The following is a 15,464-nucleotide window of genomic DNA, read 5'->3' as shown; positions in this document are numbered from 1 at the left end:
GACACACATGACGGTGATCTTCGCGGCCGAGACGCCCGCGAAGATCACCCCCAGCAACTCACGCCATGCAGTTGATCAATTACCCAACACTTTCTGAGGCCTCAGAGCCCTCGGGCCACTCAGTCGGGGTAGCGCACGAGTCCGCTCAGGTCCAGGTCGAAGTCGAACGGCTCGGGGATGCGCATGCCGTCCCCGAACTTCCGGTCGTGCCGCACGTGGTAGCGGTCGTGGTTCGGTTCGGAGAACAGCGTGACCGTCCCTTCCCGCGGATCGACGATCAGGTAGAGCGGGACACGCATCACCGCGTAGTCGCGGAGCTTGTCCACCCAGTCGTTCCCCGGGTTGGACGGCGAGACCACCTCGACCGCGACCAGGGCCTCCTCGGCGAGGGTGGCATTGCCTTCTCGGGCCAGGGAGGCGATCGGAAGGTAGGTCAGATCGGGGGTGCGCTCCTTCGACACGTCGGGGGTGGTCAGCGCGCTGTAGCCGCTGACCATGTAGCCGTCCGGGGCGTGGTGCTCGAACTGCCGCTGGATGAGTACGAGGTTCAACTGGTGGATACCGGAGGGGGTGTCGTGCATGACCAGCGTGTCGCCGGACCATTCGACGCGGACACCGTCGGGGGCCGTGCGCAGCACCGCCTCCACGAAGTCGCGGTGTCGCTCGTAGAAGCTCATGGCGCCCTACCCGGTCTGTGCGTTCGGCCGCCTCGCAGTCTATGCGCGAAACCACCCCGGGGCGTTCAGGCTCCGGAGGCGGGCCGCCGGCCCTTGCCGGGTGGGCCGGCGAAGGTCTGGGCGATGGGGAGCCAGGCGGTGGCGGTGGGGCCGGTGGCGGTGAGGGCGAGGTCGTCGCGGTGGCGGCGCTGGGTGACCAGGAGGCAGAAGTCCAGGGCCGGGCCGGTGACCACGTCGGTCGCGTCGGCCGGGCCGAAGGTCCACGAACCCCCGTCGGGCGCGGTCAGTTCGAGCCGGACCGGGGTCTCCGGCGCGGGCAGCCCGTGAGCGGCGAAGGCGAAGCCGAGGGTGCGCAGGCCCAGGTGGGCGATGTGCCGCAGCCGGGCGGTGGGTTCCCGGGTCGCGCCGAGCGCGTCCGCGACGTCCTGGCCGTGCGCCCAGGTCTCCATCAGCCGGGCGGTGACCATCGAGGCGGGCTTCATCGGCGGGCCGAACCAGGGCAGCCGGACGTCGGCGGGGGCGGCGGCCAGAGCGGCCGACACCCCCTCCCTCCCAGCCCGCCAGCGGGCGAGCAGGGCGGCGGGTTCGGCGGCCGCCCCCTCCCGGGCCCCCTCCTCGACCGGGTCGGCCCCGGCGGCCAGCAGCTCGGTGAAGCGGCCGCCGAGCGAGGCGGTGAAGCCCTCGGGGTCGCGGGCGGCCAGCGCCGTCCAGTCGTCGGTCCAGGCGAGGTGGGCGATCTGGTGCGCGACCGTCCAGCCCTCGGCCGGGGTGGGCCCGGCCCAGCCCGCGTCCGGCAGCTCGGCCACCAGCGCGTCCAGGACGGCGCTCTCGGCCCGCAGGTCCGCCAGCAGGCCGTGCAGGACGTCGCCCGGAGTGGCCGGGGCGCTCGGGGCACCCGGGGCGTTCGGTTCGGTCATCGGCTCTTCCCTCCGGTCAGGGCAGTTGCTACTCGTCGGTAGCCCGCGGCCGCACCCTACGCCCCGACCGGCGCCGGCGCCCGCCACTCCGCGGAACACGCACGTCAGGACTCTCGCCTCCGGCCGCACCGCATGTGACAATTCCGCGATGACCACGGCCGCGGACCCCCTCACTGCCGTGCCGAACGGCGCCCCCGACAACTCCGACGACCCCGAACTCGCCGCCCGCGCCGCCGAGCTGGTGCGGCGCGCCGTGCTCGGCGACCTCGCCCGCCGGGTGGTGGCCGAGTGCGGCGCCGACGTCGGCCTGGTCGGCGTGCCCGAGCCGCTGCCCGGCAGCCGCCCCGGCACCGAGGGCATGGTGCTGCGCCACTGGGCGGGCACCCGGGCGGACCTGCTGCACGACGTGCCCGTCCCGGCCGGACTCGGCCTCGGCGGCCGGGCGCTCGCCGAGCGCGCGCCCACCTGGGTGCCCGACTACCGTGCGGCCACGACCATTTCGCACCAGTACGACGCGGCCGTGGCCGCCGACGACCTGTACGCGATGCTGACCGTCCCACTGCTGGACGGCGACACCGTGCACGGCGTGGTGTACGCCTCGCTGCGCACCGTCGTGCCGTTCGGGGACGTCCGGATCTCGGCCGTCGGCAAGCTGGCGGCGACGGCCACCCGGGCGCTGGCGGGAGCCGCCGCCTGGAGCCGCGAACAGCCGGACCGGCCGGACTGGCCAGACCGACCGGAGGGCCCGGAGAAGCCCCGACCGGTCACCCCGGCACGGCCGTTGACCCGGCGCGAGCACGAGGTGCTGCGCTGGGCGGCGACCGGCCGGACCAACCCGGAGATCGCCGCCCACCTGGGCCTGACCTGCAACACCGTGACCGGCTACCTCAAGTCCGCGATGCACAAGCTCGGTGTCCGCAACCGGACCGAACTCGCCCTCGCGGCCAGGGAGACCGGCCTCGTCAGTTGACCTGGCGCTCCCGCCCGCTCCAGTAGGGCTCGCGCAGCCGGAACTTCTGCAGCTTCCCGGTGGCCGTGCGCGGCAGCTCGGCCCGGAACTCCACCGAGGTGGGCGACTTGTAGCCGGCCAGCCGCTGCTTGCAGTGCGCGATCAACTCCGCCTCGGTGACGCCCGCCCGACCCTCCCGGAGCACCACCAGCGCCTTGACCGTCTCGCCCCACTTCTCGTGCGGCACCCCGATCACCGCGACCTCGGCGACCGCCGGGTGGCCGTACAGGCAGTCCTCCACCTCGATCGAGGAGACGTTCTCCCCGCCGCTGATGATGACGTCCTTCTTCCGGTCCGAGATGGTCAGTTGGCCGTCGGTGAGGACGCCGCCGTCGCCGGTGTGGAACCACTCGTCCCGCAGCGCCTCGGCGGTGGCCTCCGGCTGCTGCCAGTAGCCGTCCAGCACGGTGTTGGAGCGCACCAGCACCTCACCCTGGGCGTCGACCCGCAGCTGGGTGCCGAGCGCCGGGGCGCCGGCCTGCACCAGCTTCTCGGCGCGCTCGGCGGCCGGCAGGGCGTCCCACTCGGCGCGCGAGCGGTTGACGGTGACGATCGGCGCGGTCTCGGTCAGGCCGTAGAGCTGCATGAACTCCCAGCCCAGCTGCTCCTCGACCTGCTGCACCACCGAGGTCGGCGGCGGCGCGCCGGCCACGATCATCCGCACCTTGTCCCGGCCGGGCACCGGGCCGTCCCAGTCGGCGGCCGCGTCCAGCACCATCTGCACCACGGCGGGCGCGCCGGACAGGAAGGTCACCCCGTGGCGCTCGACCCGGCGCAGGATCTCGGCGCCGTCCACCTTGCGCAGCACGATGTGCCGGGCGCCGAGCCCGGTGAGCGAGAACGGCAGGCCCCAGCCGTTGGCGTGGAACATCGGCAGGGTGTGCAGGTACACGTCCCGGTCGTTCGCGCCGTAGTGCAGGCCCATCAGCGTCGCGTTCAGCCACACGTTGCGGTGGGTGAGCTGAACTCCCTTGGGGCGCGCGGTGGTTCCGCTGGTGTAGTTGATGGTCGCGGTGTCGTTCTCGGACACCGCGTACCGGCGGGGCGCGTGGTCGAAGTCGTACAGCAGGGCGTCGCTGTCCGCGCCGAGCACGAACTTGTGCTTGGCCACCACCCCGTGCAGGGCGTCGGCGAGTTCGGGGTCGACCAGCAGCACGGAGGCGCCGCTCTGCTCGACGATGTACGCGACCTCCTCGGCCCGCAGCCGGAAGTTCACCGGCACCAGCACCCGGCCGTACCCGCTCACCCCGAAGAAGGAGGTGAGCAGCCGGGCCGAGTTGTGCGAGACGATCGCGACCCGCTCGCCCGGCCCGACGCCGAGCCGGTCCAGCCCGGCGGCCTGGGCCCGGGCGAGTTCGGCGATCCGCCGGTAGCTCAGCTCGCCCCAGGATTCGGCCGGTTGCACCGGCTCGTCGACGATGCCGACCCGGTCGCCGTAGACCAGCTCGGCCCGGTCGAGGAAGTCCATCACGGAGAGTGGAATCTGCATGCGCCCACTGTCCTATCCCGCGCGCCCGCTGCACACCCCCGATCGGGGGTGTCACCCGTTCGAACGCGGCCGCCCGGCCGTCGTCCGCGGCTGCCGGGCCGTGGTCCGCAGCGGCTCGGCCGTGGTCCGCAGTGCCCCGGCGGTCGTCCGCAGCCGCTCGGCCGTCGTCAGCGCCGCGAGCAGCCGGTCCCGGGCCTCGGTCTGGGCGGTGATCCGGCGTTCCAGCGCCGCCAGCCGGTCCCGGACGATCCCCAGCACCTGCTCGGACGGCGGCCGGGACAGCACGTCCCCGTCCAGGCAGGTGAGCAGGGGCCGGAGGTCCTCCATGGTGAGCCCGGCGGCGACCAGGGCGCGGATGTTGCGGACCCGCGGGACCGCCGAATCCGGGTACTCCCGGTAGCCGTTGGCCGCCCGCTCGGAGTCGATCAGCCCGGCCTGTTCGTAGTGCCGCAGCGCCCGGGCCGTACTGCCCGTCCGCCGTGCCAGTTCCCCGATCCGCACCGCCGCCCCGCCCGTCCGTTCCTCAGGCCACCAACGCGCCCCCGTCCACGGACAAGACTACGCCGGTCACGAACGACGCCTGCGGCGAGGCGAGTTGGGTGATCGCCCAGGCCACCTCGGCGGGCCGGCCGATCCGGCGCAGCGGGGTGATCCCCAACTGCCACTCGCGGATCGCCGCCGACTGCTCGGGGCTGAAGCCGGAGTGCTCGCCGATCGGGGTGTCGATCGCCCCGGGTGCCACCGCGACCACCCGGATGCCGCGCGGGGCCAGCTCCACCGCCCAGCTGCGGGTGATCGTCTCCAGGGCCGCCTTGCCCGCCGCGTACACCGAGTTGTTCGGCCAGCCGCGCTGTCCGACGGCCGTGCTGACGTTGACCACCACGCCCCGGTGGGCGGCCAGGGCGGGCACCGCGGCCTGCCCGAGCAGCACCGGGGCGATCAGGTTGGTGGCCAGCAGCGTTTCGATGCCGGGCCGGTCGAAGTCGCCGAGGGCGTGCCCGCTCTGCACGATGCCGGCGTTGTTCACCAGGACGTCGAGCCGTCCGTACCGCTCCAGGGCCGTTCCGACGATCGTCTCCGGGGCGTCCGGTCCGGTGACGTCCGCGACCAGCGGCTCGATCAGCCCCGGGTGCGCGGCCGCCGTCTCCGCCAGCGGCCCGGGGCGCCGCCCGACCGCCACCACCCGGGCGCCCCCGGCCGCGAAGGCCCGCGCGGTCTCCCGCCCGATCCCCGTCCCGGCCCCGGTGACCACCACGACCCGACCCGCTCCCGCTGCTTCGTTCTCTTCGCTCATGGGAGAACCTTCCGACCCTGCCGCCAGCGTCAAGGTCAAGCCGCAACCGTCGAGCGGCGGCTGTTCGTCCGTCAGGAAGATCGCGACGAGATCGCACAGCGGTACCGAACCCAGGGGGAGAGCACCCATGAGCCACCATCGACCCGACCCGGCGCTGACCACCTCCCCGACGGCGGACGGCCTGCTGCTGCGCCCCTTCGAGGAGGCGGACGCACCGGCCCTGATCGAGGCCTACCGGGACGAGACGCTGCGCCGCCGCACCCGGAACGCGGTGCACGACGCCGAACAGGCCGCGCACTGGCTGGCCGTGCAGCACGAGGGCCGAGCGAACGGCACCCGGTACGCCTTCGCCGTCCTGGAGGCCGGCGGGCTGGTCGGCAACGTGGTGCTCAAGCGCGCTGCCCCGGGCGCGGACCGGGCCGAGGTCGGCTACTGGACGGTGGCCGCGGCGCGCGGCCGGGGCGTGGCGCCGCGCGCGGTGGAGGCGCTCACCCTCTGGGCCTTCGAGGCCCTCGCCGGGGACGGCCTGGCGCGGATCGACCTGCTGCACGAGGGGGACAACGATGCCTCCTGCCGGGTCGCGGAGAAGAGCGGCTACGCGTTCACGGAGATCCTCCCGGCCTTCCCGCCGTATCCGATGGACGGTCACCTGCACTCCCGGAAAAGGCTGGACACGTCCGATCGGCACAGGTCAGAGTAGGCGCATGGCTTCTCTGGTACGTCATGTGACGATCGACTGCGCGGACCCGTTCGGGCTCGCGGAATTCTGGGCGAAGGTGCTGGACGGCACCGTCTCCGAGGACGACAACCCGGGGGACCCGGAGGCGCTGGTGAAGACCGCCGGTGCCGATCTGCTCTTCATCCAGGTGCCCGAGGGCAAGACGGTGAAGAACCGGGTCCACCTGGACCTCCAGCCGCAGGACCGCAGCCGCGACGAGGAGGTCGAGCGCCTGCTCGCCCTGGGCGCCACGGTGGTGTCGGACCAGCGCCGCCCGGACGGCACCGGCTGGGTCACCATGGCCGATCCGGAGGGCAACGAGCTGTGCGTCGAGCGCAGCCAGGCCGAGCGCATCGCCACCGGCGCGTCCTGAGCCCGGTAGCCCGGTAGCCCGGCAGCCCGGCAGCCCGGCCACGCGGCCCGGCAGCCCCGCGGCACGGCCGCCCGCCCCAGTCCCCACGGACCTGGGCGGGCGGCCGTTCCCGCTTCCGTCCGATAATCGAACTGTCTGACGTCAACGAGGCCACCCCCTCCGAGCAACCAGGCAGGTACCCCATGGCCAGAATCGCCGTGATCGGCGCCAACGGCAGCATCGGCAGCGCCGTCGTCGCGGAGGCGGCGGCCCGCGGGCACGAGGTCACCGCGGTGGTCCGGGACCCGGACCGCTACCACGGCGCGGCCGCCACGGTGGAGCGCGGCGACGTGCTGGACCCGGCCGACGTGGCCCGGGTGGCGGCCGGCCGGGACGTCCTGGTGAGCGCGGTCGGCGGCGGCGACGGCCCGGGCCACCTGGCGCTGATCGAGCCCGCCGCCCGCTCGCTGGTCGAGGGCCTGCGGGCACTCGCCGACGCCGCGCCCCGGCTGGTCGCGGTCGGCGGCGCGGGTGGCCTGGAGACCGCGCCGGGCGTGCGGGTCTGGGACACCCCGGGCCTGCCGGAGGCGATCCTGCAGATCATGCACGCCCACGGCGAGGCGCTGGACTACTACCGGACCGTCTCCGACGTCCGGTGGACGGTGCTCAGCCCGGCCGCCGAGATCGGCCCGGGGGAGCGGACCGGCCGCTACCGGACGGGTCTGGAGCAACTGCTCACCGACGCCGGGGGGCGCAGCCGGATCTCGGTGCCGGACTACGCGGTCGCCCTGGTGGACGAGATCGAGCAGCCCGAGCACATCGGCGAGCGCTTCACCTGCTGCTCGCTGTAGCGCGCCGGGCCTGGTGCACTGCGCGCCGGGCTCACCCGTTCAGCCCAGTTGGATCGACCGCTTGGCCAGCCCCATCCAGAACCCGTCGATCACGCTGCGCTGGCTGCCGAGGTCGGCCTCACCGGCGCCCAGGGTCACGAACAGCGGGGCGAAGTGCTCGGTGCGCGGGTGGGCGAGCCGCCCGGCCGGGGCCTTGTGCTCGAAGTCGAGCAGCGCGTCCAGGTCGTGGGCGTCCAAGGCGCGCCGGCCCCAGTCGTCGAACTCGGCCATCACCGAGCTGATCCGGCCGTCGCTGCTGAGCGCCCGCAGGTTGTGGGTGAAGAAGCCGCTGCCGATGATCAGCACGCCCTCGTCGCGCAGCGGGGCGAGCCGGCGGCCGATCTCCAGCAGGCGCTGCGGGTCCAGCGTGGGCAGGGAGATCTGCAGCACCGGGACGTCGGCCTCCGGGAACATCTCCACCAGCGGCACGTACGCACCGTGGTCGAGCCCGCGGTCGGGGATGTCCTGGACGGGCGTGCCGGGGGCGCGCAGCAGCTTGCGCACGCGCTCGGCCAGCTCGGGCGCGCCGGGGGCGGCGTACCGGACGGTGTAGTAGTGCTCGGGGAAGCCCCAGAAGTCGTAGACCAGCGGGACGGTGGTGACGGCGCCGACGGCCAGCGGGGCCTCCTCCCAGTGGGCGGAGACCATCAGGACGGCCTTGGGCCGCGGCAGGTCGGCGGCCCAGGCGGCCAGCTGGCCCGGCCAGACCGGGTCGTCGGCGAGCGGCGGCGCGCCGTGCGACAGGTACAGGGCGGGCATGCGCTCGGGGGCCGCGGTGCTCATGACGTCCTCCTCAAGGGAACGAGGGTAGGTAGTTCAAATTTGAACCTCTACTTCGGGACGGTACACCTTCGTTCGAATTTGAACAACAGGAGTAGGCTTCGCACCATGTCCTCACTGAACGAACCCCGCTGGCTCGACCAGGACGAGATGGCCGCCTGGCGGGGCTTCGTCGTCGCGAGCAACCTGCTCAACCGGCGGCTGGAGCGCCAGCTCAAGGACGACTCCGGGCTCTCGCACCAGCAGTACGAGATCCTGGTGCACCTGTCCGCCGCCCCCGGCGACTCGCTGCGGATGACCGAACTCGCCGACAAGCTGGTCACCTCCAAGAGCGGCCTGACCTACCAGGTCACCCAACTGGAGCGGATGGGCCTGGTCGGCCGCCGCTCCTGCCCCAGCGACGTGCGCGGCGTCATCGCCGAACTCACCGACCAGGGGCGGGAGACGCTGCGCCAAGCCGCCCCCGGGCACGTCGCCCTGGTGCGCGAGCTGCTGATCGACGTGCTCACCCGCGAGCAGCTCGCCGTCCTCGCCGAGGGCCTCGGCGCGGTCAGCGCCCGCCTGCGCCAGGACGAGACCCCCTAGCCGTCGCTCTGGTCGCCCCCGAGTCCGGCCGCCCGCTCCCGCAGCAGCTCCCGCTCCCGCTCGTTGCGGGTCAGCCCCGCTGCCCGCTCGAACTCCGCCCGGGCCTCGGCCCTCCGCCCCAGCCGGGCCAGCAGATCGCCCCGCACGCTCGGCAGCAGGTGGTAGTCGCCCAGTGCCGGCTCGGCCACCAGCGCGTCCACCAACTCCAGTGCGGCGGCGGGCCCCTGGGCCATCGAGACGGCCACCGCCCGGTTCAGCGCCACCACCGGCGAGGGCGTCAGCACCAGCAGCCGCCCGTACAGCGCGGCGATCGTCGCCCAGTCGGTGTCCTCGTACCGCCGCGCCCCGGCGTGACAGGCGGCGATCGCGGCCTGCACCGAGTACGGCCCGCTGCCCGCCCGCTGGAACGCCTCGAAGCCGCGCCGGATCAGCAGCCCGTCCCAGCGCGCCCGGTTCTGCTCCGCCAGCAGCACCGGCCGCCCGTCCGGCCCGGTGCGCGCGGCCGTCCGGGAGGCCTGGAACTCCAGCAGCGCGGCCAGCCCGTGCGCCTCCGGCTCGCCGGGCACCAGTGCGGCCAGCACCCGGGCCAGCCGCAGGGCGTCCTCGCACAGCTGCGGGCGGAGCAGGTCGTCCCCGGCGGTGGCCGAGTAGCCCTCGTTGAAGATCAGGTAGACGACCTCCAGCACCGAGGACAGCCGCCGCGCCCGGTCCTCCCCGTACGGCACCTCGAACGGGACCCCGGCCTTGGCCAGCGTCCGCTTGGCCCGGACGATCCGCTGCGCCACCGTCGGCTCCGGCACCAGGAAGGCACGGGCGATCTCCGGGGTGGTCAGCCCGCCCAGCAGCCGCAGGGTGAGCGCGATCCGGGCCGGCGCCGACAGCACCGGGTGGCAGGCGGTGAAGATCAGCCGCAGCAGGTCGTCGTCGATGGACTCCGGGTCGGCCGGATCCACCGGCTCCGGCGCCGGCACGTCCTCCAACGACCGCCCCACCTCGGCGAGTTTGCGGGCGTAGACCTCCCGGCGGCGCACCAGGTCGATTGCCCGCCGCTTGGCGGTGGCCGTCAGCCAGGCGCCCGGGTTGTCCGGCACGCCGTCGCGCGGCCACTGCTCCAGCGCGGCCACCAGCGCGTCCTGCGCCAACTCCTCGGCCAGCCCCACGTCCCGGACGATCCGCGCGGCCGCGGCGATGATCCGCGCGGACTCGATCCGGAACACCGCCTCGACGACCGCGGTCGCCTCCCTCTCCGTCACGGCCACCCATCACAGCAGCCGCCGAAGCGGGAGGCAACCAACGCCACGGCTCCTACTGCCCCTACGGCTCCTACTGCGGGGGCTGCGGCATGTCCTCGATCTGCCGGACCTCCGCCTCGACCTGCCAGTGCGCCGGGTGGGTCCGCAGGAAGCGGCGGGTCCACTCCAGTGCCTCCGCCTTGTCCTTGCACTGCAGGATGGCGTAGCCGCCGACGACCTCCTTGGTCTCGGTGAACGGCCCGTCGGTGTAGCCGATCTTCCCGTCGGCCCAGCTCACCCGGGTGCCCTGGGCGGTCGGGGTCAGCCCGGCGGTCTCCAGCATCACCCCGGCCTTGGTGATCTCCTCGAACAGCGCCCCCATCCGCTGCTCGAACCCCGGGTCGGGCTCCCAGCCGTCCCGGGCGTTCTCGTCGATCCGGATCAGCGTCATGAAGCGCGGCATGGTGACTCCTCGGTCCTGCGGGCGGGGCCGTTCCCCGCCGCTCACCCCTGCGTCGATCGGGCCGACGCCGGATCGACACCCGCCGCGAAGAATTCCTCCGCCGGTTCCCGGGACGGGGTTCGCGGGGTGGGTCGTCCGTGATCGAATGATTCGAACGTGGAAGCGATGGAGGGGAGACGGAATGCTCGGGGACATTCTCGACGTGGTGGCGACGGCTCTGGAGCCGCTCTGGGGGACGGGGGCGGGGGCGCGGACGCCGACGCACGAACAGCTCTTCAAGGCGGGGCGGGTGCTGGTCTTCGAGGGCTGCGTCATCGGCCCCCGCCCGTACTGCCGCCCCGAACCGGCCTTCCTGCACCTCTCGCGCAGCGCGCTCGCGATCTCGCCGGTCCGGGAGGCCGACGTACGGGCCCGCTACCTGCCGGTCGGTGGCCTGGAGCTGGTCGAGGCGCGCAAGTGGCGCGAGGGCGACCCGGTGGCGATCGGGAAGCACTGGGACGTGCTGGAGTGCCGGGACGGCGAGGACACCGTCCTGATCGGCTTCGAGCTGTTCTACACGGCCTACGTCCGCCAGGCGCTTCAGCTCGACGACAAGGCCTGACCCGCCGCCCCCGCCCCCGCGCCAGCCCCTGCCGCCCCAGCCCCCGCCACCCCGGCCCCCGGCGCGCACAGCAGCGCCGCCCGCAGATCGGTCCGGTCCCGGAGCCGGGCCAGGTTGCGGCCGGTCAGCTCCTCGATCCGTCGCACCCGGTAGTGGACGGTGTTGACGTGGACGTGCAGCTGCTCCGCCGTCCGCGCCCAGGAGCCGTCGTGTTCCAGGAACACCGCCAGGGTGCCGAGCAGCGAGACGCCGTTCTCGGCGTCGTGGGCGGCCAGCGGGGCCAGCAGCCGGGCGTGGAAGGCGGCCGTCACCTCGGGTGGGATGCCGCGCAACAGCCCGTCCAGCGAGTCCAGTTCGGCCGTGCTGCCGACCGGTCCGGTGGTGCCCGCCAGCACGTAGCGGGCCTGCACCAGGGCCGCCCGCAGGGCCTGGGGCGCGGGCGGGGCGGCCGGGCCGACGCCGATCCGCAGGGTGCGCCGGCCGGTCAGCCGGGCCTGGAGGGCGGGCCGGGCCCGGCGCAGCCGTTCGGCGACCCGCTCGGCGGGGGCGGCCACCAGCGCGGTGCCGAGCCCGGTGCGGTCGGTGCCCGCCGCGTACGGGGTGTCCAGCGGGTGCAGCGCCTCGGCCAGCGCATGCGCCGCCCAGTCGGCGGGCGGCTCGTCGCCGGCCCGGCCGGGTTCGATCCGCGCGGTGACCGTCACCAGCGGGCCGGCCTCGGTGAGTCCGCAGGCGGCGAGCGGCTCGGCCAGTCCGGCGTCGTCGGCCAGTGCGTCCAGCAGTCGCCCGGCGGCCCGCCGTCGGGCGCCCGCCGCGGCCCGGGCGCGGGCGGCGAGCGGGGCGAGCAGGTCGGCCAGGCCCTGCAGCGCCGGTTCCACGGCGGGGGTGTGCGGGTGGGCCCGCAGCCGCCAGCCGTCGAACGGGGAGCCGTCCTGCGGGCCGACGGGCAGCCCGGGCCCGCCGCCCGCGGGGGTCGACGTGGCCGGTGCCGGGCCGGCCACGGGGCGGCCGCCGGCGGTGCCGATCGAGCAGTCGGGCAGCCCGAGCCGGCCGACCGCGTGGGCCAGCACCTCGCCGGGCGGGGCCTCGGTGCGGACCAGGTCGAGCAGTTCGCTCCGGACGGTCTCCGGGATCGCCGCGGTGTCCTGCGCCCCGGCCCGCAGGTCGCCCCAGAGCCGTAGGTAGACCCGGTCGGTGACGGCCCGGAAGCTCACCCCGGCGGGCACCGCGAGCAGCGGGATGCCGTGGGTGCGGCAGGCTTCGGCCAGGCCGTCCGGGATGCTGCCGTGGGTGCCCTCGCCGGCCAGCAGCGCGGCCACGCCCGCGCTGCGCAGCGCGGTGGCGAAGCGCAGCGCGCCGGAGGCGTCGGCGGGCTGCCACCAGACCAGGCCGGTGAGCACGAGTTCGCCGGGCTGGAGGTAGCGGGCCGGGTCCTGGAGGTCGGTGGAGCTGACGCCGGTGACCGGTCGGTCGAGGAGGTCGGGGGTGCCCCAGGCCAGCCGGATGGACAGGTCGTCGAGGTGCAGCAGGTCGCCGACGATCATCTTTCGCTCGCTCTCGCCCGGGTGTCGCTTTGGTGCGCCACGCCGCTTCCTCTCGCAGATGAGAGGCTTGTCGGCGCATGGGCATCGTAAATGCCAGTGGAACGACCGTGAATCTTCTTGTCGGATCATCCAGTGACCGGCCCTGCCACTGGTGCCCGGAACCAGTGGTCCGCCCGATTGCCGGGTTGCTTGAATCGGTGTGCGGGGCGCGCCGGGCCTTCTCCTCCGGAGCACTCCGCAGCCGACCTCGCAGCTGCGAGCTGAAACACCGCCCAGTCATCGCAGCTGCCGCTGAATGCTGGCATTCAGTCCCGCAGCTGCGAATGTCGGAGCTCCCCCTCGGGTAGTCCTCCTCCCGGGCCGCAGTGGCGCGGCCCGGGAGGAAGGAGCGCCATGACCCCGGCGAGACCCGGCGTGACCCCGACGCGACCCACCGTCCGGCTGCACGGCCACCTCGACGAGCCGGCCGAGCTGACCGTCGACCAGCTGCGCACCCTCCCCGCGCACCGGGTCGAGGTCAGCTTCGACTGCCTGGCCGAGGGCGAGCAGCGCCACGGCTACGAGGGCCCGGCCCTGCTGGACGTGCTGCTCGCCGCCCGGCCCCGGATCGACTTCTCCGGCCGCAAGCAGCGACTGCGCTTCCTGCTGAACGTGGTCGGCGCGGACGGCCACCGGGCGGTGGTCTCCTGGGCCGAGATCGACCCGGACTTCGGCGGCCGCCGCATCCTGCTCGCCACCAGCATGGACGGCGCCCCGCTGGACGCGGACGGCCCCCAGCTGGTCGTCCCGGACGACCACTGCGGCGCCCGCTACGTCAGTGCCGTGACCGCCGTCTGGCTGGGCCCGCTCGGCGACCAGGCCCAGCTGGCCGCGAGCTGACCGCCCCCCCGCGAGCTACCCGCCCCCACCCGCTACCTGCCCAGGCCCGTTACCCGCCCAGGCCCGCCTTCGGCCGCAGCTCCGGCGGCAGCGGCTGCGCCCCGGAGAGGTGGACGGCGGTGCCGCGGGCCTGTTCGAAGGCCGCCACCGGGTCGTCCCCGTCGGTCCACGGGCGGCAGCCGCAGTACGGTCCGATCGCCCGGAACTGCTCCAGGGCGAGGTCGTGCAGTCCGGCCCGGGAGGTGTACGCGGCGAGCAGGTGCCGCAGCTCGGTCAGCTGCCGGTGGTCCGGGCGGACCAGGGCCAGCGAGGCGGCCACCTGCCGCAGCCGGCGCTGGGTGTCATCGCTGGTCAGGGTGCCGAGCCTGTCGCGCAGCTGGAGCTCGTACAGCGCGTGCAGGTAGAGGCCGCCCAGCGGGCTGCCGGCCGGGGCCGCGTCCAGGGCCCGTTCGGCGAAGGCCAGCATCTTGCGGTCCGAGCCGAACCACTTGGCACACCAGTACTGCAGGCCCTGGAGGTGGCCCGCGTAGTGGAACGGCGCCCGCTGGACGAGCCCGCTCCACAGCTCCTCGAACTGCGCGGGCTGGTACTGGGCGCCACGCGCGGCGGTGACCATGACCACCCAGGGCGCCGGGTTCGCCGGGTCGAGCAGCGAGGCCCGCTTCGCCGCCTCGATCGCGGCCGGCAGCATCGCCCGGAAGGCGTTCATGGACTCCTCGGGCACCTCGTGGGCGTAGCCGCTGCCGCGGATCTCCCAGGCGGCGTGCACCATCCGGCTGGCCTCCAGGGTGGCGGCGTCGCAGTTGTCGGGGTCGGCCGCGCGCCAGGCCTTGAGCCAGGCGCCGTCCTCGCCCGCGATCGCGTCCAGCAGGTCCAGCCGGGTCCAGCGTTCGTCCCAGTCCTGTCCGGCGGCGGCCACGTACTCGGCCGCGTGCCGCCAGTTGCCGGCCCAGGCCGCGTCGGCGACGGCCTGCGACTCCTTGCGCCGGTGCGGGGCGGGCGGCGGGCCCGCCCGTTCGGGGTCGAGCCGGTCGCGCGGGACGAGTCCGTAGGCCGCGGCGTCGAAGTCGGTCCGGGCCCAGGCGGTGGCCCGGGTGGCCTTGGCCTTCCGGGCCTTGGCCGCGGCGGCGGAGATCGCGAGCGCCAGCACGATGATGATCAGATGTGTCACGGCGGAGCATCATCCCTGGTCGCGCGGGGTGCGGGCAACGCCGCCCCGGGCGGTCGGGCACGGCGGGCGGTCGCACCGGCAAAACCGCTGGCCAGAGGCGGCGTTCCGTGCCAACATGCCCCATATGGGGACGATTCTGCACGGCACCCTGGTCACCCTCCGCCCGGCCACCGCCGACGACATCCCGGCGCTGGTGGCGATCCGCAGCACGCCCGAGGTGTTCGCCCGCTGGCGGGGCGGTGACGACCTGGTCGACGAGGTCGCGCGGGATTTGGAGGCGCCCGAGACCGAGACCTTCGCGATCGACGTGGGCGGCCGGGTGGTCGGCGCCGTGCAGTGGTACGCCGAGAACGACGACGAGTACCGGCACGCCGGGATGGACATCTTCCTGGATCCCTCGGTGCACGGCCTGGGCCTGGGCACCGACGCCGTGCGCACCATGGCCCGGCACCTGGTGCACGACCACCACTACCACCGGCTGGTGATCGACCCGGCCGCCGACAACCTGGCCGCGATCCGCTGCTACACCAAGGTCGGCTTCCGCCCGGTCGGCACCATGCGCCAGTACGAGCGCGGCTCGGACGGCACCTGGCACGACAATCTGCTGATGGATCTGCTCGCGGACGAACTGTCGGACGGCTGACGGCCGTTCACCGGCCCCTCGGTGCCGGGTGTCAGGGTGTACAGACATCTTGTCAGTCAACCGTCCTGACCTGTACAGACATCTCACCGCCACGGGAGCGATCGGAACTGATCGCCTGGCGTTCTTCCCGACGTACCGAGCAGTAGCTAGCGTTCCCCCGCCAATCACCGGCGGCCGGTCACCCCCGGTCCGTCCGGAACCCCACCGGTTGACGGATCCCCAG

18 protein-coding genes are annotated in these 15,464 nt (G+C 74.1%); 8 read left to right on the top strand and 10 right to left on the bottom strand.

All coding sequences use genetic code 11. The annotated features are described in order from the left end of the window. Positions 1-119: 119 nt before the first annotated feature. Positions 120-677: a Uma2 family endonuclease gene (locus ACFVXG_RS32935; RefSeq protein WP_387932789.1), complete on the bottom strand. Its 558-nt coding sequence runs from the start codon at positions 675-677 to the stop codon at positions 120-122. A gap of 65 nt (positions 678-742) precedes the next feature. Next, on the bottom strand, positions 743-1,594 hold the full coding sequence (locus ACFVXG_RS32930) for a TIGR03084 family metal-binding protein (RefSeq protein WP_387932788.1): 852 nt from the start codon (positions 1,592-1,594) through the stop codon (positions 743-745). A 148-nt stretch (positions 1,595-1,742) separates the two neighbouring features. Between ACFVXG_RS32930 and ACFVXG_RS32925 the strand changes: the two genes are divergently transcribed. Next, positions 1,743-2,564 carry a LuxR C-terminal-related transcriptional regulator gene (locus ACFVXG_RS32925; RefSeq protein ID WP_387932787.1) on the top strand — a complete coding sequence of 274 codons (822 nt, stop codon included), beginning with the start codon at positions 1,743-1,745 and terminating at the stop codon, positions 2,562-2,564. Here ACFVXG_RS32925 and ACFVXG_RS32920 read toward each other — a convergent pair. The 3 genes from ACFVXG_RS32920 to ACFVXG_RS32910 are packed head-to-tail and all read right to left on the bottom strand — an operon-like array spanning position 2,557 to position 5,386. Further along, on the bottom strand, positions 2,557-4,092 hold the full coding sequence (locus ACFVXG_RS32920) for an AMP-binding protein (protein WP_387932785.1): 1,536 nt from the start codon (positions 4,090-4,092) through the stop codon (positions 2,557-2,559). The two genes, ACFVXG_RS32925 and ACFVXG_RS32920, sit on opposite strands and share 8 nt — an antisense overlap. 51 nt (positions 4,093-4,143) lie before the next feature. Beyond that, positions 4,144-4,593: a MerR family transcriptional regulator gene (locus tag ACFVXG_RS32915; RefSeq protein WP_387932784.1), complete on the bottom strand. Its 450-nt coding sequence runs from the start codon at positions 4,591-4,593 to the stop codon at positions 4,144-4,146. Between the two features lie 22 nt (positions 4,594-4,615). Beyond that, positions 4,616-5,386, bottom strand: a complete 771-nt coding sequence (locus tag ACFVXG_RS32910; protein ID WP_387932783.1) for an SDR family NAD(P)-dependent oxidoreductase — start codon at positions 5,384-5,386, stop codon at positions 4,616-4,618. A 127-nt stretch (positions 5,387-5,513) separates the two neighbouring features. Between ACFVXG_RS32910 and ACFVXG_RS32905 the strand changes: the two genes are divergently transcribed. From ACFVXG_RS32905 to ACFVXG_RS32895, 3 genes are all read left to right on the top strand, one after another. Continuing rightward, positions 5,514-6,086: a GNAT family N-acetyltransferase gene (locus ACFVXG_RS32905; RefSeq protein WP_387932781.1), complete on the top strand. Its 573-nt coding sequence runs from the start codon at positions 5,514-5,516 to the stop codon at positions 6,084-6,086. 4 nt (positions 6,087-6,090) lie between these two features. Beyond that, entirely contained in the window at positions 6,091-6,477 is a 387-nt protein-coding gene (locus ACFVXG_RS32900; RefSeq protein ID WP_387932779.1) for a VOC family protein, read from the top strand. Positions 6,478-6,659: 182 nt separating this feature from the next. Then, positions 6,660-7,307 (top strand): NAD(P)-dependent oxidoreductase, encoded by a 648-nt coding sequence (locus ACFVXG_RS32895; RefSeq protein WP_387932777.1) that lies wholly within the window; start codon positions 6,660-6,662, stop codon positions 7,305-7,307. Positions 7,308-7,346: 39 nt separating this feature from the next. Here ACFVXG_RS32895 and ACFVXG_RS32890 read toward each other — a convergent pair whose 3' ends face one another. Then, on the bottom strand, positions 7,347-8,129 hold the full coding sequence (locus tag ACFVXG_RS32890) for a dioxygenase (RefSeq protein ID WP_387932776.1): 783 nt from the start codon (positions 8,127-8,129) through the stop codon (positions 7,347-7,349). 114 nt (positions 8,130-8,243) lie between these two features. On the opposite strand from ACFVXG_RS32890, the gene ACFVXG_RS32885 reads away from it, so the two are divergent. After that, positions 8,244-8,711: a MarR family winged helix-turn-helix transcriptional regulator gene (locus tag ACFVXG_RS32885; RefSeq protein WP_387932802.1), complete on the top strand. Its 468-nt coding sequence runs from the start codon at positions 8,244-8,246 to the stop codon at positions 8,709-8,711. Here ACFVXG_RS32885 and ACFVXG_RS32880 read toward each other — a convergent pair. Together ACFVXG_RS32880 and ACFVXG_RS32875 are read right to left on the bottom strand one after the other, a co-directional pair. After that, a complete protein-coding gene (locus ACFVXG_RS32880; RefSeq protein ID WP_387932774.1) occupies positions 8,708-9,970 on the bottom strand; it encodes an RNA polymerase sigma factor in 1,263 nt (420 codons plus the stop codon). The genes ACFVXG_RS32885 and ACFVXG_RS32880 overlap by 4 nt on opposite strands. Before the next feature lie 64 nt (positions 9,971-10,034). Then, positions 10,035-10,406: a YciI family protein gene (locus ACFVXG_RS32875; protein ID WP_387932772.1), complete on the bottom strand. Its 372-nt coding sequence runs from the start codon at positions 10,404-10,406 to the stop codon at positions 10,035-10,037. Between the two features lie 181 nt (positions 10,407-10,587). On the opposite strand from ACFVXG_RS32875, the gene ACFVXG_RS32870 reads away from it, so the two are divergent. After that, positions 10,588-11,007: a hypothetical protein gene (locus ACFVXG_RS32870; RefSeq protein WP_387932770.1), complete on the top strand. Its 420-nt coding sequence runs from the start codon at positions 10,588-10,590 to the stop codon at positions 11,005-11,007. Here the strand turns inward: ACFVXG_RS32870 and ACFVXG_RS32865 are convergent. After that, positions 10,986-12,548, bottom strand: a complete 1,563-nt coding sequence (locus tag ACFVXG_RS32865; RefSeq protein ID WP_387932769.1) for a PucR family transcriptional regulator — start codon at positions 12,546-12,548, stop codon at positions 10,986-10,988. The two genes, ACFVXG_RS32870 and ACFVXG_RS32865, sit on opposite strands and share 22 nt — an antisense overlap. A gap of 393 nt (positions 12,549-12,941) precedes the next feature. On the opposite strand from ACFVXG_RS32865, the gene ACFVXG_RS32860 reads away from it, so the two are divergent. After that, positions 12,942-13,427: a molybdopterin-dependent oxidoreductase gene (locus tag ACFVXG_RS32860; RefSeq protein WP_387932767.1), complete on the top strand. Its 486-nt coding sequence runs from the start codon at positions 12,942-12,944 to the stop codon at positions 13,425-13,427. 49 nt (positions 13,428-13,476) lie between these two features. On the opposite strand, the gene ACFVXG_RS32855 is transcribed toward ACFVXG_RS32860, so the two are convergent. Next, positions 13,477-14,598: a hypothetical protein gene (locus ACFVXG_RS32855; RefSeq protein ID WP_387932765.1), complete on the bottom strand. Its 1,122-nt coding sequence runs from the start codon at positions 14,596-14,598 to the stop codon at positions 13,477-13,479. Positions 14,599-14,722: 124 nt separating this feature from the next. Between ACFVXG_RS32855 and ACFVXG_RS32850 the strand changes: the two genes are divergently transcribed. Then, on the top strand, positions 14,723-15,241 hold the full coding sequence (locus ACFVXG_RS32850; protein ID WP_350508158.1) for a GNAT family protein: 519 nt from the start codon (positions 14,723-14,725) through the stop codon (positions 15,239-15,241). Positions 15,242-15,464: the final 223 nt, after the last annotated feature.

This window comes from Kitasatospora sp. NPDC058162, from assembly GCF_042884005.1.
Classification (GTDB): domain Bacteria; phylum Actinomycetota; class Actinomycetes; order Streptomycetales; family Streptomycetaceae; genus Kitasatospora.
Note: the sequence above shows the minus strand (reverse complement) of the source record. Positions and strands in the feature narration are given on the sequence as shown.